At 59.3% G+C, this 25,846-nt stretch carries 27 protein-coding genes, 2 tRNA genes and 1 pseudogene; 17 read left to right on the plus strand and 13 right to left on the minus strand.

Translation table 11 applies throughout. From position 1 onward, the window contains the following. Positions 1–220: 220 nt before the first annotated feature. Positions 221–1,381 carry a GGDEF domain-containing protein gene (locus AK81_RS12925; RefSeq protein ID WP_043199544.1) on the plus strand — a complete coding sequence of 387 codons (1,161 nt, stop codon included), beginning with the start codon at positions 221–223 and terminating at the stop codon, positions 1,379–1,381. A 1-nt stretch (position 1,382) separates the two neighbouring features. Here AK81_RS12925 and AK81_RS12930 read toward each other — a convergent pair whose 3' ends face one another. Then, positions 1,383–1,673: an RcnB family protein gene (locus AK81_RS12930; RefSeq protein ID WP_043199547.1), complete on the minus strand. Its 291-nt coding sequence runs from the start codon at positions 1,671–1,673 to the stop codon at positions 1,383–1,385. Between the two features lie 116 nt (positions 1,674–1,789). On the opposite strand from AK81_RS12930, the gene AK81_RS12935 reads away from it, so the two are divergent. Then, entirely contained in the window at positions 1,790–2,140 is a 351-nt protein-coding gene (locus AK81_RS12935) for a hypothetical protein (RefSeq protein WP_043199549.1), read from the plus strand. A gap of 268 nt (positions 2,141–2,408) precedes the next feature. Then, complete coding sequence (locus tag AK81_RS12940; RefSeq protein ID WP_043199551.1) at positions 2,409–3,230, plus strand: class I SAM-dependent methyltransferase; 822 nt, start codon at positions 2,409–2,411, stop codon at positions 3,228–3,230. Here AK81_RS12940 and AK81_RS12945 read toward each other — a convergent pair whose 3' ends face one another. From AK81_RS12945 to AK81_RS12960, 4 genes are all read right to left on the minus strand, one after another. Next, complete coding sequence (locus tag AK81_RS12945) at positions 3,231–3,998, minus strand: SDR family oxidoreductase (protein ID WP_019470688.1); 768 nt, start codon at positions 3,996–3,998, stop codon at positions 3,231–3,233. A gap of 36 nt (positions 3,999–4,034) precedes the next feature. Beyond that, positions 4,035–5,102, minus strand: coding sequence for a phosphotransferase family protein (locus tag AK81_RS12950; protein ID WP_043199552.1), 1,068 nt, complete (start codon positions 5,100–5,102; stop codon positions 4,035–4,037). A 365-nt stretch (positions 5,103–5,467) separates the two neighbouring features. Next, positions 5,468–5,785, minus strand: coding sequence for an SCP2 sterol-binding domain-containing protein (locus AK81_RS12955; protein ID WP_043199553.1), 318 nt, complete (start codon positions 5,783–5,785; stop codon positions 5,468–5,470). Positions 5,786–5,841: 56 nt separating this feature from the next. Beyond that, entirely contained in the window at positions 5,842–6,552 is a 711-nt protein-coding gene (locus AK81_RS12960; RefSeq protein ID WP_043199554.1) for a histidine phosphatase family protein, read from the minus strand. A gap of 198 nt (positions 6,553–6,750) precedes the next feature. Between AK81_RS12960 and sohB the strand changes: the two genes are divergently transcribed. The 7 genes and pseudogenes from sohB (at position 6,751) to AK81_RS12990 (ending at position 11,787) form a co-directional block, all read left to right on the plus strand. Then, entirely contained in the window at positions 6,751–7,770 is a 1,020-nt protein-coding gene (gene sohB / locus AK81_RS12965) for a protease SohB (RefSeq protein WP_043199556.1), read from the plus strand. 153 nt (positions 7,771–7,923) lie between these two features. Next, a tRNA-Cys gene (locus tag AK81_RS12970) sits at positions 7,924–7,997 on the plus strand. Between the two features lie 169 nt (positions 7,998–8,166). Further along, positions 8,167–8,637, plus strand: coding sequence for a lysozyme inhibitor LprI family protein (locus AK81_RS12975; RefSeq protein WP_043199557.1), 471 nt, complete (start codon positions 8,167–8,169; stop codon positions 8,635–8,637). Between the two features lie 188 nt (positions 8,638–8,825). Then, a pseudogene (locus AK81_RS30410) lies at positions 8,826–9,157 on the plus strand (DNA polymerase V subunit UmuC); the annotation flags it as partial. A gap of 23 nt (positions 9,158–9,180) precedes the next feature. After that, entirely contained in the window at positions 9,181–9,381 is a 201-nt protein-coding gene (locus AK81_RS12980; protein WP_043199558.1) for a hypothetical protein, read from the plus strand. Positions 9,382–9,577: 196 nt separating this feature from the next. Next, complete coding sequence (locus AK81_RS12985; RefSeq protein ID WP_154100779.1) at positions 9,578–10,216, plus strand: competence protein CoiA family protein; 639 nt, start codon at positions 9,578–9,580, stop codon at positions 10,214–10,216. 41 nt (positions 10,217–10,257) lie between these two features. Next, positions 10,258–11,787: a hypothetical protein gene (locus tag AK81_RS12990; protein WP_043199562.1), complete on the plus strand. Its 1,530-nt coding sequence runs from the start codon at positions 10,258–10,260 to the stop codon at positions 11,785–11,787. Between the two features lie 1,263 nt (positions 11,788–13,050). On the opposite strand, the gene AK81_RS12995 is transcribed toward AK81_RS12990, so the two are convergent. Both AK81_RS12995 and AK81_RS13000 read right to left on the minus strand, forming a co-directional pair. Next, the gene (locus AK81_RS12995) at positions 13,051–13,380 is read right to left on the minus strand and encodes a hypothetical protein (RefSeq protein ID WP_241496075.1); all 330 of its coding nucleotides are present in this window, start codon (positions 13,378–13,380) and stop codon (positions 13,051–13,053) included. A gap of 36 nt (positions 13,381–13,416) precedes the next feature. After that, on the minus strand, positions 13,417–14,118 hold the full coding sequence (locus AK81_RS13000; protein ID WP_043199633.1) for an SOS response-associated peptidase: 702 nt from the start codon (positions 14,116–14,118) through the stop codon (positions 13,417–13,419). 102 nt (positions 14,119–14,220) lie between these two features. Here AK81_RS13000 and AK81_RS13005 point away from each other — a divergent pair, with 102 nt between their 5' ends. From AK81_RS13005 to AK81_RS13020, 4 genes are all read left to right on the plus strand, one after another. Then, entirely contained in the window at positions 14,221–14,649 is a 429-nt protein-coding gene (locus AK81_RS13005) for a LexA family protein (protein ID WP_043199564.1), read from the plus strand. Further along, positions 14,639–15,913: a Y-family DNA polymerase gene (locus AK81_RS13010; RefSeq protein WP_043199565.1), complete on the plus strand. Its 1,275-nt coding sequence runs from the start codon at positions 14,639–14,641 to the stop codon at positions 15,911–15,913. The genes AK81_RS13005 and AK81_RS13010 overlap by 11 nt, the downstream gene beginning before the upstream one ends. Before the next feature lie 143 nt (positions 15,914–16,056). Next, positions 16,057–16,974, plus strand: a complete 918-nt coding sequence (locus AK81_RS13015) for a hypothetical protein (RefSeq protein WP_154100780.1) — start codon at positions 16,057–16,059, stop codon at positions 16,972–16,974. 13 nt (positions 16,975–16,987) lie between these two features. Continuing rightward, a complete protein-coding gene (locus AK81_RS13020) occupies positions 16,988–17,731 on the plus strand; it encodes a hypothetical protein (RefSeq protein WP_154100781.1) in 744 nt (247 codons plus the stop codon). A gap of 57 nt (positions 17,732–17,788) precedes the next feature. Here AK81_RS13020 and AK81_RS13025 read toward each other — a convergent pair whose 3' ends face one another. The 4 genes from AK81_RS13025 to adhP form a co-directional block, all read right to left on the minus strand. Then, positions 17,789–18,625, minus strand: a complete 837-nt coding sequence (locus AK81_RS13025) for a hypothetical protein (RefSeq protein WP_050491872.1) — start codon at positions 18,623–18,625, stop codon at positions 17,789–17,791. Positions 18,626–18,690: 65 nt separating this feature from the next. Then, entirely contained in the window at positions 18,691–21,090 is a 2,400-nt protein-coding gene (locus AK81_RS13030) for an autotransporter outer membrane beta-barrel domain-containing protein (RefSeq protein ID WP_050491873.1), read from the minus strand. Between the two features lie 542 nt (positions 21,091–21,632). Beyond that, positions 21,633–21,839, minus strand: a complete 207-nt coding sequence (locus AK81_RS13035) for a DUF6434 domain-containing protein (RefSeq protein WP_043199637.1) — start codon at positions 21,837–21,839, stop codon at positions 21,633–21,635. Between the two features lie 91 nt (positions 21,840–21,930). Beyond that, entirely contained in the window at positions 21,931–22,941 is a 1,011-nt protein-coding gene (gene adhP, locus AK81_RS13040) for an alcohol dehydrogenase AdhP (protein WP_043199571.1), read from the minus strand. A 381-nt stretch (positions 22,942–23,322) separates the two neighbouring features. On the opposite strand from adhP, the gene AK81_RS13045 reads away from it, so the two are divergent. Continuing rightward, complete coding sequence (locus AK81_RS13045; RefSeq protein ID WP_043199573.1) at positions 23,323–23,520, plus strand: hypothetical protein; 198 nt, start codon at positions 23,323–23,325, stop codon at positions 23,518–23,520. Position 23,521: 1 nt separating this feature from the next. Here the strand turns inward: AK81_RS13045 and AK81_RS13050 are convergent, their stop codons facing one another. Together AK81_RS13050 and AK81_RS13055 are read right to left on the minus strand one after the other, a co-directional pair. After that, on the minus strand, positions 23,522–23,935 hold the full coding sequence (locus tag AK81_RS13050; protein ID WP_016498950.1) for a DoxX family protein: 414 nt from the start codon (positions 23,933–23,935) through the stop codon (positions 23,522–23,524). A gap of 104 nt (positions 23,936–24,039) precedes the next feature. Continuing rightward, positions 24,040–24,124: transfer RNA gene (locus AK81_RS13055), tRNA-Leu, on the minus strand. Positions 24,125–24,325: 201 nt separating this feature from the next. Here AK81_RS13055 and AK81_RS13060 point away from each other — a divergent pair. Then, positions 24,326–24,601, plus strand: coding sequence for a hypothetical protein (locus AK81_RS13060; RefSeq protein WP_043199575.1), 276 nt, complete (start codon positions 24,326–24,328; stop codon positions 24,599–24,601). Positions 24,602–24,684: 83 nt separating this feature from the next. Further along, a complete protein-coding gene (locus tag AK81_RS13065; RefSeq protein WP_043199577.1) occupies positions 24,685–25,845 on the plus strand; it encodes a two-component system sensor histidine kinase NtrB in 1,161 nt (386 codons plus the stop codon). The last annotated feature ends 1 nt before the right edge of the window (position 25,846 follow it).

A 25,846-nucleotide genomic window follows, 5' to 3' on the forward strand; every position in this document is an offset into this window, starting at 1 on the left:
ATATAGGTCCTTGATCCGCAATGGTTTACGGGACACTTCCTGAGACTGGGAATGATCCATTTGGTTTCCCGGGAAGGTAAAAATTTGTCACGCCAGTGATGAGCGGCGTGCTTGCAGGCTGTTGTTCTGTCCCATTCGGTCATGGTCGAGTCGGCAATGTCCCCCTAAACTGTGGGGTAAGCCGCAGCCAAGACGGCAATCTGCCACACAGTGAATCACGATGATCGCCCATACCCCCACGCTGTTCGCCGCCGTTGCATTGGTTGCAACCATTCTCGCCTTCTGCCTGTTGCTGGTCGGGCGCAGCAACCGCCGTGACAACCTGCTGCTCACCGGTTGCGGGCTGCTGGTGCATGCCTTGGCTTATGTCTGCTACACCGTCTATGCCCAGGCCCCGCTGTGGGTCAGCTATGGTCTGGGCAACAGCTTGCTGTCGCTGGCCCTGGCGTTCTACACCGCCAGCCTGTTCCGGGTGCGTGAGCAGGTGGTGCCCTGGCGTGTCATCTTCGTGATCCCCGCCTGCATGCTGGTGGGGCTGATGCTGCTGCTCGATACGCTGGAGCCGCGCATGCTGCTGGCGTCGCTGGTATTGATGCTGCAGTGCTCGATGATCCTTTACTGGGCGTGGCGCCATGCCGAGCGGCCGGGCAGGGCTCACCTGCTGCTACAGATCGGTGCGTTGATCAGCCTGATCGGCCTCGGTATGCGTGTGGTGGCGGTGGCCAACGGCACGGCGGTGGAAATGCGCTATGACACCAGCAACCTCAAACAGAGCATTTCGGTGGCAATCGGTACGGCGACGGTAATGATGTATTCGATCGGGCTGGTGCTGATGGCCAAGGAGCGCAGCGAGTCCCGCTTGCAGCACCTGGCCCTGCACGATGTGCTGACCGGCACCTTCAACCGCAGGGCGATCCTGGAACGGTTTGCCGTGGAACTGGACCGTGCTCGTCAGCAGCAGGCCAGCCTCGCCGTGGCAATGATCGACATCGACCATTTCAAGCGCATCAACGACCTGTATGGGCACCTGGCCGGCGACGAGGTGCTTTGCCATTGCGTGCGCCAGTTGCAGCAGCGGCTGCGCCAGGGTGACAGCCTGGGCCGTTATGGCGGTGAGGAATTCTTGCTTTTGCTGCCGGGCACTGACCGCAGCGGGGCGATGGCTGCGCTGCAAGGGCTACGCGAGGCCATTGCGCGCAGCCCGGCGCGCTTTGCCGGCGACCAGATCGAACTGCGCTTCAGCGTCGGCCTGTGGTGTGGCGTGCCGGGCCCCAAAGATGGCACCGCCAACCTGCTGGCACAGGCCGATGCTGCGCTGTACCAGGCCAAGGCCGCCGGGCGCAATACGGTGCACATGGCGGCAGTGGTCGAGGCGGGTTGAGTCAGGACGCCGGCTGAATCGCCAGCACCACACCATTGGTGATCTGCACCAGCACGTAGTGCTCGCCCATGCGTACCCAATGGCTTTCCTTCTCGGGTGCGGGCAGGCCTTTGGCTTTCCAGTCCTTGATAGCCTGCTCGTCACGTTTGTACTGGTCCGGTGCCTTGTCGCCGACGCTCAGCTCGCGATTGTGGGTTTCCGGGGCGGTGATGCTTTCTTCGCTGGAGGGGGCGGCGCTGACAGCCAGGGGCAGGCAGGGCAGGGCGGCGAGTAACAGATAGTGAAGCTTCATGTGGTGCTCCTTATGGCGGCATGCCTTATCTGCGACAGCGGCATGTGCGTGACAATTCACTCGCGATGCCCGCCAGTGCTAGAGTCGCTTCTTTTTCAATACCCTGAGGATTGAACATGCGTGCGATTCTGCCGATGGCCGCAGCGCTGATGCTGGTCGGTTGTGCTTCTGCGACCATGGAAACGGCCCGTGACGGCAAGCCGACTGCGCAGCTTGATTCGCACAAGGCGCCGGAGCTGGTGTCGCAGTGCATCCAGTTCAGCTGGCAGGAAGAGAAGGTGTTCGGCGACGATGCCAGTGGTTACCTGGAGCCGCGCAAGCAGGGCGGATTCACGGTGTACACCCGTGAGGCCGAGGCGTTTGTAGATGTTTACCCGCAGGCAGGTGGGGCGCGGGTCGACTACTACGCGCAGAAGAATGACGGCGTGGCGCTGCAGCGCCGGGCGGCGGCGGCTACCTGCCTGTAAAGGCCGGAGCCTGTACCGGCTTCATCGCCGCCCTGTAGGAGCGGCCTTGCGTCGCGAAAGGGCTGCGAAGCGGCCCCAGGGTTTCAGCGCAAATGCACAAATTGCTGGGGCTGCTTCGCAGCCCTTTCGCGACGCAAGGCCGCTCCTACAAGGGCCCAGTTGTTTGCCCGGTGGGTGTTTTCGGGCTTTACAATTTTTAGCAAGGCAGTGGTGTCGTGGGGACGTAGGTGGAAGCTAGCATTAGCCGTCCCCACTCAAGGAAGGCCCCATGGATCGCTCACTGCAACTCAACCGCACCAGCTGGGACGAACGCGCCCCGCTGCACGCTGCCTCGAAGGACTACGAAGTCGAGATTCTGGTGCAGCGCCCGGGGCACCTTTCCGAAACCGTCCGCTTCGACCTGCCGTTGCTCGGCGACATCAACGGGCTGAACACGGTCCACCTGCAGTGCCACATCGGCACCGACACCCTGTCGCTGGCACGCCTTGGCGCCAAGGTCTGCGGCCTGGACTATTCCGCGGCTTCGCTGGTAGAGGCGCGGGCACTGGCCGAGCGTTGCGCGGTGCCCATCGCGTATGTCGAGTCCGACGTCTATGCCGCCGACAAGGTACTACCGGCAGGCACGTTCGACCTGGTCTACACCGGCATTGGCGCGCTCTGCTGGTTGCCCCGCATCGAGCCGTGGGCGCGTGCGGTCGCGGCGCTGCTGAAGCCTGGCGGGCGGTTGTTCCTGCGCGATGGGCACCCGATGCTGATGGCTGTCAACGAAGACCACCCGGACCGCCTGCAGCTCGAATACCCGTATTTCGAGCACGAAGCGCCGACGGTGTGGCACAACGACCAGACCTACGTTGAAACCGAACAGCGCCTTGCCCACACCGAAACCCACGAATGGAACCACGGCCTGGGTGAAGTCGTGACTGCCCTGCTGGCGCATGGGCTGCAGCTGACGGCACTGGTCGAGCACCAGAGCATCCCCTGGGAGGCGCTGCCGGGGCAGATGGTCAAGGGCAGCGATGGTGAGTACCGCTTGCGCGAGCAACCTGCACGCCTGCCCCTGAGCTACACCTTGGTGGCGGTCAAAGCCTGATCAGGACAGGTAGCCGCCGTCGACGTTGAGTGCCGTGCCGGTGGTGTAGCTGGACGCATCGCTGGCCAGGTACAACACCGCGCCGGCCATTTCCTTGGGGTCGGCCACGCGCTTGAGCGGGATCTGCTGCAGTGCGGCGTTCAGGATGGCATCGTTCTTCACCAGTGCAGAGGCGAACTTGGTGTCGGTCAGGCCCGGCAGCAGGGCGTTGCAGCGAATGCCGAACTGGGCGCACTCCTTGGCGAAGACCTTGGTCATGTTGATGACCGCCGCCTTGGTCACCGAATAGATACCCTGGAAGTGGCCGGGGGACACGCCGTTGATGGACGCCACGTTGATGATGCTGCCGCCGCCATGCTCGCGCATCAGCTTGCCGGCTTCCACCGACATGAAGAAGTAGCCGCGGATGTTCACGTCCACGGTTTTCTGGAAGGCATTCAGGTCGGTGTCCAGCACGTTGCAGAACTGCGGGTTGGTGGCAGCGTTGTTGACCAGAATGTCCAGGCGCCCGAACTGTTCGCGGATGCCGGCGAACACCTGCTGTATCTGTTCCATCTCACCGATGTGGCAGGCCACTGCCGTTGCCTTGCCACCCGCCGCGATGATCGCCTCGGCCACCTGCTGGCAACCGTCCAGCTTGCGACTGGAAACGATCACATGGGCACCTTGCTGGGCCAACAGGTGGGCGATGGCTTCGCCGATGCCGCGGCTGGCGCCGGAAACAAAGGCAATCTTGCCGTCGAGGTCGAACAGGTGGGTCTTGGACATGCTGTTTTCCTTGTTATCCGTCGTCGTGGGCGTTGTTCAGAGGCTGGACTTGGCTATGACCTGCAAGCTCATCTGCTCCAGCAAGCGGTTCATGTGGATGAACTGGGCGAAGCGCTTGTCCTGGGTCTGGCCGTGGAAGTAGCGGTAGTAGATCTGCTGGACGATGCCAGCCAGGCGGAACAGGCCATAGCAATAGTAGTAATCAAAATTGTCCAACTGGATGCCCGCGCGTTCGGCGTAGTAATCCACGAACTGGCGGCGGGTGAGCATGCCCGGCGCGTTGCTCGGCTGGCGGCGCATCATCTGCACCGGCGCCGGGTCGTCGACCTCGATCCAGTAGGCCAGGCTGTTGCCCAGGTCCATCAGCGGGTCGCCCAGGGTGGCCATTTCCCAGTCCAGCACACCGATGATGCGCATGGGGTTGTCGGCGTCGAGGATCACGTTGTCGAAGCGGTAATCGTTGTGCACGATAGCGGGCTGCGGGTGGTCGGCCGGCATTTTGTCGTGCAACCAGGCCGTCACCTTTTCCCAGCGCGGGGCATCCGGGGTCAGGGCTTTTTCGTAGCGGCTGGTCCAACCCTCGACCTGGCGCTGCACGTAGCCTTCCGGCTTGCCCAGGTCGGCCAGGCCACAGGCGTTGTAGTCCACCTGGTGCAATTCGACCAGGCGGTCGATAAAGCTTTTGCACAGGGCCTCGGTGCGGCCGGCGTCCAGGTTCAGCTCGGCGGGGATGTCCGAGCGCAGGATGATGCCCTTGACCCGTTCCATGACGTAGAACTCGCCGCCGATCAGGCTGCTGTCGGTGCAGTGCACATACGCCTTGGGGCAGAAGGGGAAGCCGCTGTTCAACTGGTTGAGGATGCGAAACTCACGGCCCATGTCGTGGGCCGACTTGGCCTTTTGCCCGAAGGGCGGGCGGCGCAGCACAAAGTCCCGGCCCGGGTAGCTGACCAGGTAGGTGAGGTTGGAGGCACCCCCCGGGAACTGGCTGATGCGCGGCAGGCCGTCCAGGCCGGGGATGCTGGCCTTGAGGTAAGGGTCGATGACGGCCGCGTCGAGTTCTTCGCCGGGGCGTACCTGGGTGGACTGGTCGGTGAGCGTCATGCGTTTTCCTTATTCTCGATCGCAAGGACTATTGGCTAATCTAATGGCCTGCCGGCGTTGGAACAAGCGTGCCAGGTGCCATATAGGTGAGGGTGTTGCTGCCTGATCAACTGCCTTGATGTAAACCACCGATAGCCTGATCGCATCCCCGTGTAGGAGCGGCCTTGTGTCGCGATGGGCCGCAAGGCGGCCCCGGATTTGCGCACCATGCAAGATTGCCGGGGCCGCCTTGCGGCCCATCGCGACACAAGGCCGCTCCTACAAATAGCCAGCGCAGTTAAATAGCCAGCGCAGTTCTGGACCAGGCAAAAAAAAACCGAAGCCGCCAAGGCTTCGGTTTTTCGATCAGCCGGTGTACCCAGCCCTCAGGACGGGAACAGCTCGCTGAGTTTCATCGACAGCATCATGTCGCCTTCAACGCGCAGCTTGCCACCCATGAAGGCCTGCATGCCGTCGGTTTCGCCACTGACGATGCCCTTCAGGGTTTCGCTGTCCATCACCAGGGTGCAGTTGGCGTCCGGGTTTTCGCCTTCCTGCAGGTCGCAGGTGCCGTCTTTGACGATCAGCGCGTATTGCTTGTCTTCGTCGGTGATGTTGAAGCCGAACACCAGGTCCAGGCCGGCGGCAGCGGATGGGTTGAACTTCGCTTGCATTGTTTTGACGGCATCAGCTACGGAGGTCATGGCGCATTCCTTATAGAGTTATTTACACGTCCCCGCAGGGACACAACAAACCGGGCTCATCGATAGGTGACAAGCTCCGGTACCCTCAACAGCTGCACATGGGCCTGGCTGTTGAAGGAGGCCAGTGCCACGTCGCGGCCGCGGAACTTCAGCTGGCTGAGCGACGTGTTGATGATCTGCCAGTTCAGCGCGAACGCCTGGCTGGGGGTAATACGGGTAACCAGGTGGAGCAGGGCGGCAATGGTGCCGCCCGAGGTGAAGACGGCGACATTGTCGCCGCTGCCGGCGGCATCGAGCACGCGCTGCAGGCCACCTTGTACACGGCTGGTGAACGCCTGCCAGCTTTCCAGTCCATCGTCGGCATGTTCGCCCGCGTGCCAGCGCTGCACCATCAAGGCGAACAGGCGCTGGAACTCGCTGCGGTGCTGCGCAGCATTGCGCAGGATGTGCAGGGCATCGGGTTCTTCTGGCAACAGCCCGGGCAACAGGGCGCGAATGACGCCATCGGCATCGAACTCATTGAACGCGGCGTCGGTCTCAACAGCCGGCACCGGGCAGCCACTGGCATGCAAGGCCTCCAGGGCCAGGCGTGCGGTATCCTGCTGGCGGCGCAGGTCGCCTGCCACGCAGCGGTCCAGCCGAATACCCAGCTGGGCCAGGTGCTCACCCAGGGCCTGGCTCTGGCGCACGCCCACGGGCGAGAGGACGTCGTAGTCATCGGCACCGAAGGAGGCTTGGCCATGTCGGATCAGGTAGAGGTTGCCCACGAAAGGTTCCGGCCTGTTTGGAGGTTGCTGCGAGGTTAGGATGCAGCACACGGGCTGTCAACGAAAAAACATACAAGCGTTTGAAAAGGTTGTTTGAAAGGTGTTGCCAGCGTTTACACCAGCTGGCAGCGCCTCAGGTGCAGCGGTATGCTTGCAACAGTTACGCGCCACTTTGGCGCAGGTATTTAAGGAGTCAACGTGGAGTTTCTTGCCGAGTACGCAAGCTTTCTCGCCAAAACCGCCACCCTGGTCATCGCCATCCTCGTGGTGCTGTCGGCCATCGCCGGGTTGCGCAGCAAAGGGCGGCGCAAACCGGGTGGGCAGCTGCAGGTCACCCGCCTGAACGAATTCTACAAGGACCTGCGCGAGCGCCTGGAGTCCGGCCTGCTCGACAAGGCCCAGCTCAAGGCCTTGCGCAAGCAACAGGCCAAGGCGGAAAAACAGCAGAAGAAAGGCAAGGCCGAGGAAAAGGGCCGGGTCTTTGTGCTGGACTTCGATGGCGACATCAAAGCCTCTGCCACCGAAAGCCTGCGCAACGAAATCACCGCGCTACTCACCCTCGCCACCCCGCGTGACGAAGTGGTGCTGCGCCTCGAAAGCGGTGGTGGCCTTGTGCACAGCTACGGCCTGGCGGCGTCGCAACTGGCGCGCATTCGCCAGGCGGGCATCCCGCTGACCGTGTGCATCGACAAGGTGGCCGCCAGTGGTGGTTACATGATGGCCTGCATCGGCGAGAAAATCGTCAGTGCGCCGTTCGCCGTACTGGGTTCGATCGGGGTGGTGGCGCAGTTGCCCAACATCAACCGCCTGTTGAAGAAGCACGACATCGACTTCGAAGTGCTGACCGCCGGCGAGTACAAGCGCACCCTGACCGTATTTGGCGAAAACACCGACAAGGGCCGGGAGAAGTTCCAGGAAGACCTGGACATCACCCACCAGCTGTTCAAGGATTTTGTCGCCCGCTATCGCCCGCAGTTGCACATCGACGAAGTGGCCACAGGTGAAGTCTGGCTCGGCGTTGCAGCACTCAACCGCCAGCTGGTGGACGAACTGCAGACCAGCGACGAGTACCTCAGCGAGCGCGCCCGCAACGCCAACCTGTTCCACCTGCATTATGCCGAACGCAAGAGCCTGCAAGAGCGAATCGGCATGGCTGCCAGTGGCACCGTGGAGAACACCGTGGTGGGCTTGTGGAGTAAACTCAGCCGCCTGCGCTAACACCTTGAGCCCGTTGAAATTTTTTTCGTTCAGGGGGTTGCAAGGTTAAAAGAATGAAGACATAATGGCGCCCATCGAAACGCAGCAAACTTTGAAAAAGGTTCAGCGTTTCAAGGAGATAGCAAAGCGCAAGCAGCTAGATCCGACCTTTGAGGCCGAGTAGCAAAGTGGTTATGCTCCGGATTGCAAATCCGTCTACGCCGGTTCGATTCCGACCTCGGCCTCCATTATTCGAAAGCCCCGCAGATTAACGTCTGCGGGGTTTTTCTTTGTGCGCTGGAAAACCTGACCGGTTACGCCCCCGAGTCCAGGCGGCCAAGAAGGGCGCTAAGCAGGAAATAACCCGCATCTCCTTCACGATGCGGTCGACGAATTATTACTCAAGGATTGAGATCTATGAACAGGGCTTTGAAAGCGGGTTTTCTAGGGGCGCTACTGGCAGCCAGTGCCGCGTATGCGGATGTTGGGCGAGAAGAGTCTCTAGATGAGGCGGTGCGTCAATTCGCTGCGAAGGTGGAGGCCGAGTGGCAGCAGTGCCTGAAGAATCCGAATACGCGCACGACGCATGATAGTGATCTGTGTCTGTCGGTGATGGTGCGCGCGAGTAACGAAAAGGTCGACCAGAAGTATCAGGAAAAGATGGTAACCGCTCAGCATATGGCTGACCATCCTGACGCATTTGCTACCTATGAAACTGTTCCGTCCCTGCTGCAGGATTCTCAATCGCTGTGGAAGCAATATGTCAAAGCTGACTGCGACGGAATTTACGCAGAGAGCGCGGCTGGAACCGCTCGTTCTGGGTATGCCCTCTTTTGCAAGTACAAACACGCGCTTCATCGCCTGCGCGCACTGGATGAATGGTTTTGAAGCCATTTGTCTTCCGTCCATGAATCATCGGCTTTTAGCGGCGTTCTACGTGGGGCAGGCAGGAGCAGCGTGACCCGGTTGCGCCACTTCTTGCCGCTTCCAGCTGACGTGGTGGACGCCACCTGCGCGCTCGACACTGAGCTGGCCAAGGCTATTGCGAGGCCCGAGCGCGTCATGACCCTGATCGAGGTGTCGGTATAGCTGGCACGAAGACGCTCGCCAAGTTGGCCAACCACGGCCAAGCGCCTGCAGGCGCAGACTGGCGGTGTGGTCGACATTACGGACCCTTTCAAGCGCAATTGGGTGCTGCGCAACAGCGAGGTGAAAGAGGTGTGGGGCGTAGGCCGGCGGATGACTGCCCACCTTGAGGCGATGGGGTTCACACGGCTATGGATCTGGCCAAGCTGATGCCAGAATGCGGCGCCAGAAATTCAGTGTGGTGGTGGAGAAGACTGCCCGCGAACTGGCTGGCACGCCATGCCTGGAGCTGGACGAGGCAGAGCATCCGAAGCAGGAGATCTTCGATCAGCTGTGGACGGTCAAATGTTAAGCCTGCCATCGGCGTGGCTGGGCGAACTGAATGACCAGTCGGCCTTGGTGGCGGATCCCGATGGGCGTGCTGCAGTACTTGCCGAACTCGCGGTGTCTGCGCACCGACGGAGCGATGTCGACGCCGGCCAGTTGGCCGACATGCTGGAGTTCGCCGAGGCTGCCAGGCTGTGGGCGCTGAGCGAGCATCCGTAGGTAGCTTCGCTGTCTCCTGCTGGGGACAAAGCACTGAGTCGACACTGTCGGCTGTCGACCCTTCGGCAGCCGGTCGCGGTGTCAGGCTACGATGGGCGACTTGGTGCCCACCTCAGTATTTTTCACTAGGGGTAGCCTGAAAAATTTGTAATTTAAGTCGTTGACGGCAGAATGGAGTGGTGGTTCGACTAAAGGAATGACCGATCCGATGTATCTTGCACGCACTACTGATGGCAGGCGTATATCAGCGACTCGTGAAGAGAGCGGCTATTGCCCCTATTGCAATGAGCAACTGGCCGCCAAGCTGGGCGATATCTACGAGTGGCATTGGAGTCACAAACCAAGCCAAACTTGCAGCTACCGACAGGCAGTGAGTTTCTGGCAGTACGGCTGGATACGTCACTACTATGCCTTGGGTGGATGGGAGATGGAGACAAGTGTAAGCGGGTTTGACTTCGATGGGATTCAACCCGAAAAACGTCTTGCCCTAAAGCTTGCCCCTAAATTTGACTTTATTTCGCTCAAGACGTTCATCGATGCATCCGCTCAGCGAGACCTAAAACCGGTGGTGATTTTCCAAGCGAAGGCCTTCGAGCGATTCCGGTTTGACAACTATCGCTTTAAACACCCTAGACGATCGGATACCAGCTGGATTTTCTTCTTCTCGCATGCCTACCAAGGCCAAAAGCGAACGGCTTCGTTGTGGCTCGACATACAGCGTGACCAACACCCACACTTTGGGTTAAAAAGCGGAATCTACAATCTCGGTTACACGAAGGACTGCCACGGCGCTATCACTGTTTGTCCCGAACCGAAGCTCAGATCGAGGATGTAGCGTACTGGGGGGTTAACCAAAGCTCGAATGGACTCTTTTGAATGGAATTGAATCGCCCAACTGTCTTCGACATCGCATTTCACTTTTGCGCCAGCCGCATCACTGGTGCGACTATTCCTGGCTCGCGCCTGAGCAATATCCTCGAAAACATGTTTCGTGGACGTGCGCTCACTGCACTATCACGGAGCTATTTACAGACGCAGAACCTTACCGAGCTCCTTCAACTGGCGACCGGCCAGATTACATATGAGGCTTTTATCGCAGCTTTAGATCCAGTGTTAGTTACCTCTGAACAGGCTGCGAAAATTGAACACCAAGCCAAGGAGGCTGAGAGGTTGGTCCAAGAAGCCGATTGGCGGGTGGAGGTCCAGCGCAAGGCAGAAGCAGCAGAGGCCACTCGTATCGCCCGTGCCGTTCGAAAAAACGAGCAGGTGGAGCAGCACAGTCGTGAGCGCGACGCTGATGAAAAAGCTCGCATCGACCGTGAAGCCGAGTGGGAGGTGCTTTGCAGCCGTAACCGTGAGGCGGTTGAATCAAATTTTAAGGCTCGCAGGAACAAACCGGATTACATCGCTCCGACACCCTACGACATCGCCCGACATTACCGTGTGAATCATCTCCGAAGTGCAGTTACTTCGCCGCTGAGTAACATCCTTAATGCCATCTATCAAGGGCGTCCGCTAGCAGCGGCATATCTCAACTATCTTAAGATCAAGGGGCTCGCCCGCCTGTATGCATTGGCTATTGGCGAAGCTACCTACGAGTCCTATATTTCAGGTCTTGAAGCAGACGAGGTAGCACGCAGAAACGCCAACGCAGCTCGCCTTAACCAGGCCGAAGCACAAAGATTACGGGATGAGGCTGCCGAAGTCGCTCGCATTGCCCGCGAAACCGATCCCACCAACATCCTGCTTAGGAAATATGGGATTCTCTCGCTGGACGAGCTTTTGATGCCCCGCATGATAGACGTTCTGCAGAAAATCGACTGCGGAAATCGCCTAGCCGATGACGATGTTGTTTGGCTCAATACTGAGGTCCAACAGCATTTTACTGCAGAACTTAGGAGGGCTTACCACCTGCGCGAGGCCGATTTCTGCGGCAATGAGTACCGCCGCACTCAAGACCCGTGGGACGCAATAAATGCTAGTGCCCACTATCGAAAGTGCGACCATCCAAGGTCAGCACTCGAACTGCTCGCCGGTATACCGGCCAGTCAACTCAGAGATCCTAGGATCCACTCGGCTTTGTGCACCACCCACGGTGGAGTCATGCGTGACTTGGGGCGCAGTAACGAAGCCCTTCAGCTCGGCAAGCAGGGGCATGCATTACAGCCGCGAAACTTCCGTCCCTGTACTTTGCTAGGCGCAGTATGCATGGAGCTAGGTAAATTTGGGGAGGGGCACGACTGGTACGCCAAAGCGGAGCAGCGCGGTGCCAGCAAACAGGGCATCGACGCCGAAGTACGCCGCATTTTCCTTCGACTGGACAAAACTAAACGTGAAGCGATGAAAGTTTCCTTGCTGGCAAAAGATTCCAAACGCTACCGCTGGGTGAGCGATAAGAAGTCTTAGCGGAAATCGAGGTCGGTTTCGTAGAGGGGTCACGCACCCGCTGTTGGTCGATAGCGGACTGTGAGTGGAGGAGGTAACTGACGACCCAAAACGGATCGAGGTCGACCGCTTGGATAAGGGTGCAGAAGCTGTCTAAAACTGCTCGAAAGCTTCATGGTTTTACTCGGGGATAAGTCACTGAAACTGGCTGAACTGTATTAGACAGCGGCCATGCAGAGGCTGCTTGTGGCGCGGCCTGAGGCTAGATTTTCACGCTACTGCTGCATTGTTGGTGCCTGCTGATCACCTAATGACGAGAGTGGAGTTATGGAAGCTAGGCCCATATGAGAGTGGAAACTGCACATCAAACCCGTGGCACAGCACCTCCATTTTTTCAAGTGGACTCAGCCTCTCTAGGACAACCCATACAGGCATGTGTCGCACCCCGAGATGATCCATGTGGGCCTCGAAGCAAAAGGCTGTGAGCTAGAGAGAAAACTGCCAGGAGCAGCCCCTGGGGTCGGCTAGCCCGACATCAAGAACGCACCTGGACGCCTGCCACAATTCTGAATAGGTGTGCACGGTGCGTTGTTATGTGACATTTACTCCCGGGTGTCAGAGGCTGTTCGACGGGGGCGAGATGATGTTAGCGGGGTCGGCGGATAATGGTTAGTCATCGTGCAAAAAATCAGTTCCCAAAATTTTCGGGCGCCCCTTGCAGAATGCGGGTTACAGCGCGGTATATCCTGCTTCGTTTTGGAACTGCAGTTCACGCCCAGCCCGCATGAACCGGCGACTCTTGCATCAGATTGCAAATCCGTCTATGCCGGTTCGATTCCGACCTCGGCCTCCATTATTCGAAAGCCCCGCAGATGAGAATCTGCGGGGTTTTTCTTTGTGCGCAGAGAACCCGGATCGTTTCCGCATCAGCGCTCCCTGGAGTAGGGGATCTGCCGACTTAACGCTCAGGGTCGTCACTCCACGCTGCAGATCCACCGGTGGTTGTACCGGTAAGGGGCTCTGATGAATGCAACGTCTGATACTAGGGTCATGCCGCGCTTTTGAAGCGCTTCGGTCAGTTGAGCGAGTGTCTCTGCCTGGATAGTCATCGCTGTCACCTCGTCAGATTTACTGCGTTCATAATTCCTGACCGATTAGGCAACTGCCGGATTCAATTTTTTTTGGCTCGCCGCACGATTGCGAGGAGGATCTCGCGACAGCGCCTGAGCGCAGTTGTCAATCTGCGGTCCAGGTAGCCTGCCTGCAGGCTACCCCGTTGACGCCTTAAAGCTTGTATTGAATGGTGTAGGACTCATCGGTCCTAGGCTCTATGGTGATAGGGATGCCGAATATCTTTCCTTTACATTCACTGACGACACAGCGGTACACGGCCCCCTGCCTGAGCTGGGTCCACAAGCCTTCATCATGTATCACGATACATGACACACGTTCTTCCGGATCATTTCTGACCTGAGCAACGTGGTGGTCGAGGTCGCAGCCGAACTCGGCAGTAGTGAACTCTGGATCGTAGCCTATCAGTACCCCGTGCCTTTGCAGGTCGTCCCTTATACGTTCAATCACGTCGTCTGCTTCTTGTTTTAACATGATGGTCATCTCACGATGCTTGTACCCATCAAACTCTAGCTGACCCTACACATTTTCGTTGTCTAGTGGCGCAACCAACGATTCCCCCTCATTCCTGACATTACCCACCGCCTTGCTGACCGGGTACCAGCGAAAATCTGCTGCGGGTCGGCAGCCCTGTTCCACGATTGCCGCAGCCCGCTGCAGCGATGTAGTGGGATCGATCCATTCTCGGGCGAGCTCAGGGGGCAAGACCAAGGGCTTCCGGTCATGGATATCGATCAGCCCTTGATCCGCTGCTGCTGTGATGATCACAAAACCATCGCGCTCGTCAGGCTCGATATTCTGGTGCACTTCTGCAAGTGCAGCGAAATACAGCGGCGCGCCATCCGCGCTCGTGATGTAAAAAGGCTGCTTTCGCTTGGGATCCGCTGGATCAGGAATCCACTCGAACCAGCCATTCGCCGGTGCCAGTGCTCTGCCTGCGGGCCACAGCCCTTTGAAGAACTTACCCGTTACCACCGTTTCGGCCCGAGCATTGATCGGGTCCGGACGTTTCCCTTTCGCCCAGAACGGCGACCATCCCCATTTGACCCGATCCACACTGAGGCCACCGTTTACCTGGCGTATGACCTCTACCCGGGTCGACGGCGCCACGTTGTAGCGGCTGATTGGTGCGTGGTCGTAGCCATTGATTACCACCAGGTCCAGCGATAGCTGGCGCAGGTAGTGATCCATTGACTCATAGATCGAGTAGCGTCCGCACATTTCCCACCTCTCGCCCGTCAGAAATTTCATCGCCCAGGATTGACCGGGCACCCGATGCCAGATTTACTGTATATGCATACAGTTTGCATTGGACCTTCCGTCATGACCATCACATTCTTGGGTACGCCAACCGGCGGCACCGAACCGCTACCGCTCTATTCGTTTCACGTTCCTGCCGGGTTCCCATCGCCTGCAGCGGACCATCTGGAAGGTCATATTTCCCTTGATGAATTGTTCGACCTCCGCGCACCCCATGTGTATCTGGTGAAAGTTGAGGGTGACAGCATGCAAGGTGCAGGGATCTACTCGGGCGATATCGTCATCGTAGACCGCGGCCGTGAGGCCGAGCATGACGATGTGGTGATTGCCGCTGTAAACAGCGAGCCGGTCTGCAAGCGCCTCCATCGTCGCGACGGCGTGGTGATCCTTAAATCGGAAAACCCTGCCTACCCACCACGGTACATCATGGAGGGCGACGAGCTCGTCATCTGGGGCGTTGTGCGTTACAGCGTTCGCGACCATGCGCAGTGACCCGGTATTTGCGCTGATCGATTGCAACTCGTTCTATGCGAGCTGCGAGCGGGTATTCCGGCCGGACCTGACCAAGACCCCGATTGTCGTGTTGAGCAACAATGACGGCTGCGTGATCGCCAGGTCGTACGATGCGAAGCCATACGTGAAGATGGGCGAGCCGTATTTTCAGGCAAAGGACAAGCTACGCCGGCACGGCATCATGGCCTTCAGCAGTAATTACGCGCTGTACGGCGACATGAGCGAGCGCGTGATGACCTTGATCGAGTCGATGGTGCCAGCCACCGAGATCTACAGCATCGACGAATGCTTCGCTGACCTGTCCGGTATTCAGGAAAATCTGACCCAGTTCGGGCGCAAGGTGCGGTCCAGGATTTTCCAATGCACCGGCATCCCAGTGGGTGTCGGTATAGCTGGCACGAAGACACTGGCGAAGCTGGCCAACCACACCGCCAAGCGCCTGCAGGCGCAGACGGGTGGGGTGGTCGACATTACCGATCCATTCAAGCGCGATTGGGTGCTGCGCAATACTGAAGTGAAAGAGGTGTGGGGCATTGGCCGGCGCATGACCGCCCACCTCGAGGCGATGGGTATTCACACGGCGATGGACTTGGCCAAGGCGGATGCCTGGACGCTGCGTCAGAAATTCAGTGTGGTGGTGGAGAAGACTGCCCGCGAACTGGCTGGCACGCCGTGCCTGGAACTGGACGAGGCCGAGCCCCCGAAGCAGGAAATCTGCTGCAGCCGAATGTTCGGCAAGCGTCTCACTGAGCTGGCGCCCATCAAGCAGGCGGTGGCCACCTACGTTGGCCGAGCAGCGGAAAAGCTCCGGGCCCAGGGCTCAGTGTGCAAGCGCATGCGCGTGAGCATTCGCACCGGTATGTTCAACCCCGACGAGGCGCACCACGCTCAGGGCGCTTTGGTAGAACTGCCATACCCGACTTCGGACACGCTACTGATGACCCGGCTGGCCACCGATGCGGTTGGCCGGATCTTCAGGCCTGGGTTTCGCTACAGCAAAGCCGAGGTGCTGCTTATGGACTTGCGGCAGCCAGGTGAATTTTCACAGGACTTGTTTGCGCTCAAGCAATCGGTGGCATGTGACCGGCTGATGCAGGTGATGGATGACATCAACGGGCGCTGGGGCAGGGGCACAATGCGAGCCGCCAGCGTGCCGGCAACACCGGACTGGGGAATGAGGAGGGAGATGATGAGCCAATCCTATACGACGCGGATCGATCAGCTGTGGACGGTCAAGTGTTGAGCCTGCCAGCGGCCAGGTTGGCCGAATTCAATGACCAGTCGGCCTTGGTGGCGGATCTTGCGAGGATCAAACACGATGATGGTTAATGGCTACTATGCCCGCTATCATCCGGTGCTTTAGCGTTATTCAAGGATGAAACCTGCATGCCTTCACCCGCGTCTCAAGGAGGCTTTGACCGCTTTCGTCACCTCTTCTCGGATAAAAAACCCCAAGGCCCGTCAGGTCGTCTGCGAGAACGACTCATGGTCCGCAGGTGGCGCGAGCGCGGTGTGTGGATACTGTCTGCGTTTACCTTCATGTACCTGATTGTCGAGTTCTCCTTCAGCGCCTGGCTGCTGGAAAAGATGGCTCAGGACAGAATCACTGGGCTGGGTTGGTTAGAGACTCAGGGGCGCGCACTTTCGGGCTTCGCCGTGGCGCTGCTGTTCTGGCCGCTGGTTTTTGCTCGCACTCGTACTTGGGTCAGCACATTCTTGTGGTTATCAGTTGGCTCGGTGCTGATCATGATCCTCGTCTCTCTGGGCGAGCGAATGCTGATCGATCGCCTGGTTGAACAATCATCGGCCGAGGACCGTGCGGCTGCGGTGACGGGGTCCTTGCTACGCAAGGGGTTGGCCAGCGGCGCGATCAATGGCGACATGCTTGATGGCCTTTGGGCCGAGCCCACCGCCAACTCGGTGGCGGGTAAGGCTTTCGTTGGGGTGGTCGCATACATGGCAGCTGGGTCCGCGCCAGCGCTGCGGCAAACCCAGGCGCTGGCGCAGGATGTGGTCAGGGGGGTGGTCGAGCAGGAAATGGGAGGGCTTGACGGTGAGTACCAGCGTTTCCTGGACAGCCAGTACAGGATCAATTTGTCCCATGGTCAATATCAGTATTGGCTGAAATGGTACGCCGAAGACATGCAAAAAGTCCCGGCGCGTGCCAACCGTTTGTGGGAACACTACCTGGACCGCCTGGCGATCAAGAATCGTGACTGGGGTAGGGCGCGCATCGGTCGCTCACGTGGGGGGGGAGCTAGTACCGGGGTTCGTTGCCCCCAGCGTACGCGCCGAGGTCCGTAAATTGGGGCTCGACGTGAAAGACTCGTGGAGCACCGGTGACAAGGCAACCTTCGTCCGCCTTGCAGAGGAAAAAGAGCGTAAGGCAAGGCGCGCGGGGCTCGAGCGGCAACTCGATGGTTTACCTGTCAACCTCAGTCTGGCGGCATTCGCCGCGCACCCTAAAACACAGAAAAAGTGGCGCGAGGGGCTTGAGTACCCTGACAACATAGGCAGTTTGCCGTTGGCGGAGATTACCCGCGAACAGTTCGAGCAGCGCTTCTACCATCGAGCGCTTGCCGGGCGTACACACGATGGCCTGCGCAATTACACCCATCAAGTCGGCGACTACCGTGATGGAGGGTCGCAGGCAGACGAAGGAAAAGAGGCTTACGAGGCCATGATTGCCCCGGTGTTCGCCCTGACCTTGTCGTTGCTGGGGGCGCTGGTGCATATAGCCAAGAGCGCGTTGCTGGGTGTGCAGTTGAAGAGTGGTTGGCGCTTCAGGAACCCTGTGCTCAAAACAGGTGCCATTGTCGCCGTGGTGCTGTTGGCACTGGCGCTGGGCAGGACTTTTATCAGTACCAGCCTGACGTCTCACCCCACTTACCAGGCCTGGACCGGCACTGCTAGCGAGCAGAGCAGCGGCACGCTGATGCTGGACACCATGATCAGGATGCAGACGCTTGCCTATCCGGTGTTCAAAGTGCCTCTGTCGATGATGGCTTACGTAGCCGCTACGGCAAAGGACTGGAAGCGTCAAGCACCAGCCGTTCAGTAGTTTCTACCACGCATGCCCGTCAGATGGCCCAGGCCAGAAAGCCCGCCAGTTTTGCCGTCAATTGGACAGGGTGTCGTGATCGGCTCGAATGCATGGGATTGGGGCACGCAGCATGTGGGAGTCAAGGCCCTCCAGTACAGTCGCATGGTCACCGGGTAACGATATGACCTGGACGCAGCGCAGCCTGTGGTCTTGCGCATAACCACGCGTTAGCGCGGGGGCAATGTTGCGGTCGTTGTTGGCGCTGAAGTGCCGTTGGGGAGTGTTGGCGAGTCTGGCTATATCGGCTATCGGATCAAGCGACCCCGCCAGCGGCGAAAAACCGTGATAGCTAACCCAGGCGGTAGGGTCCAGGTTGCCGGCAATACTTTGGACCTGGCTGACATCATGGCGGCGCTCGGCAATCAACAGGGCGATCGCTGCCCCCCCAGAATATCCGATGAGCTCTACAGATGTGGCGCTGTACTTCTGTACGAGCTGCTCAACCGCGGCATTCATGGCCTCGACAACAGGTGAGCTGAAACGGGCGTCAGTCCAGACAGCACGGTTACAGGCCGGGCTCATGATGAACTGGCACGGTCTGGCCAGGTAGATGCCTGGATATCGACCCATTGCCAGCTTGGCCAGCGCGAATGAGCGCGGTGAAGGGTCCAGGCTAGGTTGGCTACTGGTCGCCCACGCATGGCCGTCGCCTTCGATGTAGAACGTCAACCGACTGCCGGGTTTGAGGTTGGTGGGTATCACGGTCTGAATCGGAAATTCGACCGTGTTGATGACTGGGGTGGTAGCCCCGCTGGTCTGGGCCCATTGCGCCAGTTTTTGCTGCGGGCTTGTACAGCCAGCCAGTAACATCATCAGCGACAATGCTGTAACGGTAAAAAGGCGCGGCAGCATTCGGTCGGTTTCCATGACGCGTCAGCCCGCCAAAGGGCGGGCTGACGGGTTGCAGGCTTCTGGTGTCAGAAGTCGTAGCGCACCTTCGCGGTGAAGGTATCTGCATCGAAGCCTGTCTTCAGCAGGCGCTCGTAGCTACCACCGATGGTCACTGCGCCCAGCTTGTAGTTGGCGCCAACGCCCACTTCATAGCTGTCGCGGGCCGGGGTAACACCTGTGGCCACGAAGGAAGTGCCACCCAGTGTGAACACCGAGGTGGTGCTTGATTTGTCGCCAATGAAGTCGTGGTAACCCATCAGCTTGAACTCGGGCTCCAGGGTGCCTTGCCCCAGGTCGAACGAACCTGCCACCCGCACACCTGCACCGAGCTCGCCCACTTCCAGGCGCTGGTCGCTGGTTTTGAGTGCCGCTGAAGAGCCGTGCTCCGAGAAGCCGTCGATGGACAGGTTGGTATAGCGGGCTGTTACTCGCGGTTCTACCAGCAGGTTGTGGTCGAAGTGGAAGCCATAACCTGCCATGACGTTCAGGCCGACCATGTCGCTGTCGTAGCTGCCCTTTGCCGTGGTGCCAGAGACAAAACGCTTTGAGTCGTTGCGCCCTTTGCCATACGACAGGCCGGCGTCGACAAAGTAGTTGCCTTTGGTCCAGGTGCCATAGGCGGTCAGGGTGTTGTTCTCGACATCGGTCTTGTTGCCATTGTCAGACTGCACATTGGACTTCACGTAGCTGTAAGCCACACCCAGCACGGTGTTGTCGTTCAGGTTGTGGTCAGCGCCCAGGGCAAAGCCGCGGGAGTTGGCGTCGTAGCCATCGACGCCCGAACGTGCATCCTGGTTGGCCTGGCTGGACAAAATCTGGAACCACGCCCCGGTGCCCGAGAGCATGTCGCCCGAAGACTGACCCGCACGCAGGTTGCTGGAGCGGCTGCTGATTGCATTGTTGACCAGCGTGATGCTCGAATTGGCAGCAGAAGCTGCGCCGCCATTCACTTCAGGGGTCAGTTGCTTGGCCACGTTGGCGATGGCCTGTGCGTCGGATCCCGCAGCTATCAAGGCTTTGAGCACGGCGTCATTCGGGTTGCTGTGGGCCAGCAGCTCGGCGACCGACATGAAGGATTGTGCAGCGCCTTGGACGCTGGCGTCGCCGCCGCCGGTCTCGATGACAGCGCCGGTCTCTTCGTCGCCCACGCCGGTTACCTTGATGTTCAAGGTGCCGTCAGCCAAGGTCGAGCTGTCGACGGTCAGCAGAGACGAGCTGCTCTTGATCACCACGTCCGGGGCGATGTTCAGCGTCTGGGCGCTGATCAGGTCGTAGTTGGCGCCACCTTGGGCAAAGTCCGAACCCTTGGCGTTGATCACCACTGTCGAGCCGCTGGCCAGGTCGGCGGTACCGGTCACGGTCAGCACAGGCGTGTTTGCCTGGGTTTCTGCGCTCAGCGGCAGGCCCAGCGTTGCGCCCTGCATGAGGTTGAAATTACCGTCCACGGTGGTGTGCGTCGCCGCCAGGGTCAGGGTGGCGTTGTCGCTGACGCGCAGTCGGTTAGCTTCGATCAGGCTGGCGTCGATCAGGCCGTTGCCCGCGACCAGAATGCGGTCGATGCCATTGATATTGCCCACGATGCTGGAAAGCTCGCTGCTCTGCGCTTCGCCGATGTTCAGGTCGACATTGCCATCGCCACCGTAGATGGCATAGCTGCCGCCCTGGATCAAGCCGGAGTCGGCGTTGATCTGCAGGCGTTTATTGTCGACTGTCGGGAGGTTGTAGCCACTGGGGTTCATCGAGAACTGGTCAAGATCGATGCCGATCTCCCCGCCTCGAATGGTGCCGGTGTTGGTGATGCCTTTTTCTGGGTTGGTGAAGTTCACTCCGTCCACCAAAATGCCGCGCCCCGAGAGGCCGTCGGCACTGACACCGATGATATCGCCCGCGTTGTCGATACTCTGGATGGACGACGGCAAGCTGCTCTTGTGGTCTTCATCCTCGGCGTCGCCGTTGCGCGTGCTGTCCAGGTCCAGGCCAACGCCCTCACCGGAAATTACGCCATCGTTCTGAACAACGCCACCCAGCACGGCACCGGATAGGTGCAGGCCTGTAGACCCTTCACCCACTGCCTTGATCGTACTGTTTTTACCGTTGATGAACGAGCCGGCCATGACCTTGTAGAAGTCCGGGCGAGGTGTCTGCTCGATGGTAAAAGCGCTAGCGTCGACGCCGCTGGCCGTCACGTTGGCCGAGTTGGTGATCGTCCCGTTGTACAGCCCCGCATTCTCGGCTTCCCTGTTGCCCACTACGACATCAAGCAAATGCAGACCTATCGAGTCTTTTCCGCTTCCGCTGACCGAGGTCGAGTTGGTGAGCCCGTTATCAAAGTGCTGGTTGGCGATAACTCGGCCATCGGAGGCATGAGCGGCGGATGCATAGGCGACGGATACGGCAACCGCCAACAGGCTCTGCTTGAGCTTCATTTAAATCCTTATTTTCACAGCGTGGTGCATACGTGGATTGCTATAGCAGTGGCGCCCTCATCGGGCAGGCACGCGCTTCAGGCGACGCGCAATGTACAGGGCGTGGCAAAATAGTGTCAAATAGACATCATTCAGTTAGGCCGCTCTATCTCGGGCTTTCCAGGGCCTGGCGTTGCTGAGGCCATACGCTTTTCTACTCCCGCGGGTGACGGGAGATTCCAGATTAAGCGCTGAGGGGGAAGAGGAGGCTGCACGGATGCGCCGAAGAAATTTCCTTGCCGAAGCCTAAGCTCAACACTGTGGCTTGAGCACTTATCTTGAACCTCAGCTCTGAGGCGACGGTCATCAGCAGGAGGACGAGTGATTTCGTCTCGGCGCCCTCATCAAAAATTGAAACGTTCTCAAGCTAGGGTGAACTCAAGCCAAATCCAACATTGATGGAGTCAGGAAATGGATTATTCCAGCATGGTTGAAGCGTTGGACAAGATGCTGAAAGACGCGGCTACAGCACAAACCTGCTTGCAGGCATCAGGCGCCGGCTGTCATCGATGGATTCGCTGCCATTCGTCCGCGACTTCGCCCATCGTTGAGGGTGCCCCGCTTTTGATCCATGCCATAAATGCACGATCGAACTTGAATCCCGCACCACATTCGCCGAGCAGAAACTGACGAACCTTCTGCGTGTTGCGGTAATACTTGTCCAGCGGTGTGGCTCTGGTAATCGGCCCGGCGTGCCAGTCGAAGCTCATGGTCTGTTCCTTGACTGTTGAGAAGGCAAAAAGCCCGTAGAGGATCATCTACGGGCTTTGTGGTCGTGCGAAATGATCTGCTTTCAGGCTATCAACCTTCGAACTGGATCACCATGCGGCCTTTGATCTTGCCTTCCAGCATCTCGTCGAAGATCTGGTTGATGTCTTCAATCGGCCGCAGGGTCACCTTGGGCACCACTTTGCCTTCAGCCGCAAACTGGAAGGCTTCCTGCAGGTCCTGGCGTGTACCTACCAGCGAGCCCACCACTTCGATGCCATCCAGCACCAGGCGGGGAATGTTCAGGTCCATGGACTCCGACGGAAGCCCGACGGCAACCAGTCGCCCGCCAGCGCGCAGGGCATCGACGGCCGAGTTGAACGCGCCTTTGGCGACGGCAGTCACCACGGCGGCGTGGGCGCCACCGGTCTTGGCCTGGATAACCTTCGCGGCGTCTTCGTTGAGCGGGTTGACCACCAAGTCTGCGCCCATCTCGCTGGCGAAGCGCAGTTGCTCTTCATTGACGTCGATGGCGATCACTTTGGCGTTGAAGACGTTCTTGGCATATTGCAGGGCCAGGTTGCCCAGCCCGCCGAGGCCGTAGATGGCGATCCATTGGCCTGGGCGGATGTTAGAGATTTTCACCGCCTTGTAGGTCGTGACCCCGGCGCAGGTGATGCTGCTGGCGGCAGCGGAGTCGAGGCCGTCGGGTACTTTGACCGAGTAGTCGGCCTTGACGATGCAGGCCTCGGCCATGCCGCCGTCCACGGTGTAGCCGGAATTTTTTACTTCGCGGCACAGGGTTTCGTTGCCGCTATTGCAGTACTCGCAATGCCCGCAGCCTTGGTAAAACCAGGCCACACTGGCACGGTCGCCCGGCTTGAGCGAGGTCACGCCCGGGCCGACTTCCTGGACCACGCCGATGCCTTCGTGGCCCAGCACGACACCGGTCTTGTCACCGAAGTCGCCATTCTTCACGTGCAGGTCGGTGTGGCAAACACCGCAGCATTGCATCTTCAGCAGCGCTTCGCCGTGTTCGAGGGGGCGCAGGGTTTTCTCTACCACGTCCACGCGACGGCCTGGTGCAACAACAGCAGCTTTCATAAGAGCCTCCGTGTCTATCCGAGTGAGCTTGGGTTATCGCTGGGTTAGCATAGCCCTTGCCGGGTCGGGCAAAACTGCTACAGGTCATGCTTCAAGATCGCCGCAAAAAGAAAAGCCCGCGGCAAGGATGCGGCGGGCTGCAAGAACGTACGGAGCGGGGCCAGTGTGCCGATCCGGTTGTCAGTATTTCGTGAAGCTCAGGTCATGAGGTTGTCATGCTCCCAGGCCCATAAAAAAGCCCGCCATTAAAGGCGGGCAAAAGACGTTTGAAGGGAGAGCTTGCAGGCTGCGCCTGGCCGGTTAACCCAGGATTAAGCGGCCACACATTGACCTCGGAACCTGATGCGCCTATACAGGCCTGCCATCACCCCAGGAGCCAGCATGCACGACGAAGACGACCTGCACGAACCCGAGCACGATCACCTGCTTGACCATGAATTTCTCGACGACGACATGGAGCCCGAGGCAGATGCCCAAGGCGCCGAGGATGAAGTGGAGGAAGACGAGGAAACGCTGGATGACCTTGATGACGAGGAGCGTGATCACCCAGCCTGGTTCGATGACTGCGAAGACGACTGACTCAGCGCCCGTCCACCGAGAAACGCCCTGGGCCGCTCACGGCCAGCAACAGCAGGCCGCCCATGATGCTCATGTTTTTCAGAAACTGGGTCATGTTGGCGCTGCGCTCGGGGTCGACCATGTTCCAGAACGGGTGGCCCAGCAGCGCCGTGCCCAGCACGAACAGCGCGAACAGAAACGCCAGCGGACGGGTGTAGAAGCCCAGGATCAGCAGGATGGCGACGACAAATTCCATGATTACGGCAATTGCAGCCGCCAGCATGGGGGCAGGGGCGCCCAACGATGTCATGTAGCCAACCGTGCCATCAAAGCCGGTGAGCTTGGCCCAGCCAGACAAGACGAACAGGATCATCAGCAGTACGCGGGCGATCAGGATAATGATGTCGCGTTGGCCATCGAACAGGGAGTAGCGCATGGTGGCGTTCCAGTGGACGGGGACACGTTCCACTCTAGCAGCTGCGCAAGACATTGCTGGCAGGCAGCAAAAAGGCGCCGCAAGGGCGCCTTTTCAACGAAGTTTGGTGCGAGTGGCGGGACTCGAACCCGCAAGGCTCACGCCGACAGATTTTAAGTCTGCTGTGTATACCAATTCCACCACACTCGCACGCTTGAAAGGGCCGCAACGACCAGCTCGCTTCTAAGCAGAAGGGCTTTGCAATCAAGCGCGCTTTATAACCCATTGTTATAGTTGAGTCAACTGCAGCACCTATGATCAACACAATGAAGGGTCTAACTACCGGGTAATTGACACCTTGCTGTCATTACGCCACTGTTGCCCCTTTATTGGATCCAAGAGTATGTGGCGATGGCTCAGTCCGACGCTAGCGAGCGTGTCGTGCGCCCACGGCTGTTCTGGCGGCTGCTGTTTGCGCTGGTGATCGTGTTGGGGGCTTTTCTCTACCTCAGCCTGATCAGCCTGGGTGGCTACCTCGTGATGCTCGGTGTCGATGCCGAACACCCACAGCCGCAGCGGTGGATGGCTCTGGCTGGCGGCGGGGCGATCATGCTGGTTGGCCTGTGGTTGCTGAAAGTCGCCATGCCACGGCGTATCAGCCCCGCGGTGGTCGAGCCTAGGCGCTGACCATTCGGTAGCCAGAGGGGGCTGTTGGCGGTTACCCTCGGCTAAGCTCATATCGTCCCTGCTGCTGTGCCAGTGGAGTTTTCATGGTTTCAGCTGACTGCCTCGACCACCCCGTCATGCCTGCCCAGCGCTATGAACAGCTGGTGCAGTCTGTGGTGGATTACGCCATCTACATGCTCGACCCGACCGGCCATGTGGTGTCGTGGAATGCCGGCGCGCAACGAATCAAGGGCTACCGCGCTGATGAAGTGATCGGCCAGCATTTCTCGCTGTTCTTCACCCCCCAGGATTGTGCCGACGGCCGCCCCGAGCGCTTGCTGCGCCAGGCGCTGGAGCAGGGTGTGGCGCAGGATGAGGGCTGGCGCGTGCGCAAGGATGGCACACAATTCTGGGCCCTGGCGGCGCTGGACGTGATCCGCGATGACCTTGGCCAGATCATCGGCCTGGCCAAGGTCACGCGGGACATCACCGACCGCCGCGAGTCGGCGATGCAGCTCGATGCGGTGCGCGCCCAGCTGTTCCAGGCGCAGAAGCTGGAAGCCCTCGGCCAATTGACCGGTGGGCTGGCGCATGACTTCAACAACATGCTGACCATCATCATCAGCTCGGCGCGCCTGGCGCTGGCCAGCCAGGACCCGGCGCGTATCCAGCGCATGCTGCAGCACATTCTCGATGCCGGGCAGCGGGGCACCGAACTTACCCAGCAACTGCTCAGCTTTGCCCGCCACCGCCAGCTCGATGTGGCTTGCGTCGCACCGGCAGACCTTGTAGCCGCTACCCGCGGTCTATTGGAGCATGCACTGCCCAGTTCGATTGAACTGCAGGTGCAGTTGCAAGCGGGCTTGCCGTTGATCGAAGTGGATGCCGGGCAGTTGCAGATGGTGCTGCTGAACCTGCTGTTCAATGCCCGCGATGCCATTGTCGGGGAGGGCCGGATAGGCCTGACAGCCGAGGTGGTCGAGTTGGCGGGTGAGGTAGAAGGGCTGCACGGCAGTTTCGTGCGCTTCGTGGTGGAAGACAGCGGCGAAGGGATTGCCCCAGAAGTATTGCCGCGCATCTTCGAGCCATTCTTCACTACCAAGCCCTTCGGCAAGGGCACTGGCCTGGGCCTTAGCCAGGTGCATGGTTTTGCCAGGCAGAGCGGCGGCGCCATTTGTGTCGCCAGTGAGCTCGGCCATGGAACTTCCATGCAGCTTTACTTGCCAACGTATCAGGACAAGACCAACAGCCCACTCGACAGGTAAG

This window comes from Pseudomonas putida W15Oct28, from assembly GCF_000708715.2.
Lineage (GTDB): Bacteria > Pseudomonadota > Gammaproteobacteria > Pseudomonadales > Pseudomonadaceae > Aquipseudomonas > Aquipseudomonas putida_R.

What these genes read in the sequence shown, in the direction of transcription:
- AK81_RS12925 (WP_043199544.1), top strand. Translation starts at nt 221, where the DNA reads ATGATCGCCCATACCCCCACGCTGTTCGCCGCCGTTGCATTGGTTGCA.
- AK81_RS12930 (WP_043199547.1), bottom strand. Translation starts at nt 1,673, where the DNA reads ATGAAGCTTCACTATCTGTTACTCGCCGCCCTGCCCTGCCTGCCCCTG.
- AK81_RS12935 (WP_043199549.1), top strand. Translation starts at nt 1,790, where the DNA reads ATGCGTGCGATTCTGCCGATGGCCGCAGCGCTGATGCTGGTCGGTTGT.
- AK81_RS12940 (WP_043199551.1), top strand. Translation starts at nt 2,409, where the DNA reads ATGGATCGCTCACTGCAACTCAACCGCACCAGCTGGGACGAACGCGCC.
- AK81_RS12945 (WP_019470688.1), bottom strand. Translation starts at nt 3,998, where the DNA reads ATGTCCAAGACCCACCTGTTCGACCTCGACGGCAAGATTGCCTTTGTT.
- AK81_RS12950 (WP_043199552.1), bottom strand. Translation starts at nt 5,102, where the DNA reads ATGACGCTCACCGACCAGTCCACCCAGGTACGCCCCGGCGAAGAACTC.
- AK81_RS12955 (WP_043199553.1), bottom strand. Translation starts at nt 5,785, where the DNA reads ATGACCTCCGTAGCTGATGCCGTCAAAACAATGCAAGCGAAGTTCAAC.
- AK81_RS12975 (WP_043199557.1), top strand. Translation starts at nt 8,167, where the DNA reads ATGAACAGGGCTTTGAAAGCGGGTTTTCTAGGGGCGCTACTGGCAGCC.
- AK81_RS12980 (WP_043199558.1), top strand. Translation starts at nt 9,181, where the DNA reads ATGTTAAGCCTGCCATCGGCGTGGCTGGGCGAACTGAATGACCAGTCG.
- AK81_RS12985 (WP_154100779.1), top strand. Translation starts at nt 9,578, where the DNA reads ATGACCGATCCGATGTATCTTGCACGCACTACTGATGGCAGGCGTATA.
- AK81_RS12990 (WP_043199562.1), top strand. Translation starts at nt 10,258, where the DNA reads ATGGAATTGAATCGCCCAACTGTCTTCGACATCGCATTTCACTTTTGC.
- AK81_RS12995 (WP_241496075.1), bottom strand. Translation starts at nt 13,380, where the DNA reads ATGACCATCATGTTAAAACAAGAAGCAGACGACGTGATTGAACGTATA.
- AK81_RS13000 (WP_043199633.1), bottom strand. Translation starts at nt 14,118, where the DNA reads ATGTGCGGACGCTACTCGATCTATGAGTCAATGGATCACTACCTGCGC.
- AK81_RS13005 (WP_043199564.1), top strand. Translation starts at nt 14,221, where the DNA reads ATGACCATCACATTCTTGGGTACGCCAACCGGCGGCACCGAACCGCTA.
- AK81_RS13010 (WP_043199565.1), top strand. Translation starts at nt 14,639, where the DNA reads ATGCGCAGTGACCCGGTATTTGCGCTGATCGATTGCAACTCGTTCTAT.
- AK81_RS13015 (WP_154100780.1), top strand. Translation starts at nt 16,057, where the DNA reads ATGCCTTCACCCGCGTCTCAAGGAGGCTTTGACCGCTTTCGTCACCTC.
- AK81_RS13025 (WP_050491872.1), bottom strand. Translation starts at nt 18,625, where the DNA reads ATGCTGCCGCGCCTTTTTACCGTTACAGCATTGTCGCTGATGATGTTA.
- AK81_RS13030 (WP_050491873.1), bottom strand. Translation starts at nt 21,090, where the DNA reads ATGAAGCTCAAGCAGAGCCTGTTGGCGGTTGCCGTATCCGTCGCCTAT.
- AK81_RS13035 (WP_043199637.1), bottom strand. Translation starts at nt 21,839, where the DNA reads ATGAGCTTCGACTGGCACGCCGGGCCGATTACCAGAGCCACACCGCTG.
- adhP (WP_043199571.1), bottom strand. Translation starts at nt 22,941, where the DNA reads ATGAAAGCTGCTGTTGTTGCACCAGGCCGTCGCGTGGACGTGGTAGAG.
- AK81_RS13045 (WP_043199573.1), top strand. Translation starts at nt 23,323, where the DNA reads ATGCACGACGAAGACGACCTGCACGAACCCGAGCACGATCACCTGCTT.
- AK81_RS13050 (WP_016498950.1), bottom strand. Translation starts at nt 23,935, where the DNA reads ATGCGCTACTCCCTGTTCGATGGCCAACGCGACATCATTATCCTGATC.
- AK81_RS13060 (WP_043199575.1), top strand. Translation starts at nt 24,326, where the DNA reads ATGGCTCAGTCCGACGCTAGCGAGCGTGTCGTGCGCCCACGGCTGTTC.
- AK81_RS13065 (WP_043199577.1), top strand. Translation starts at nt 24,685, where the DNA reads ATGGTTTCAGCTGACTGCCTCGACCACCCCGTCATGCCTGCCCAGCGC.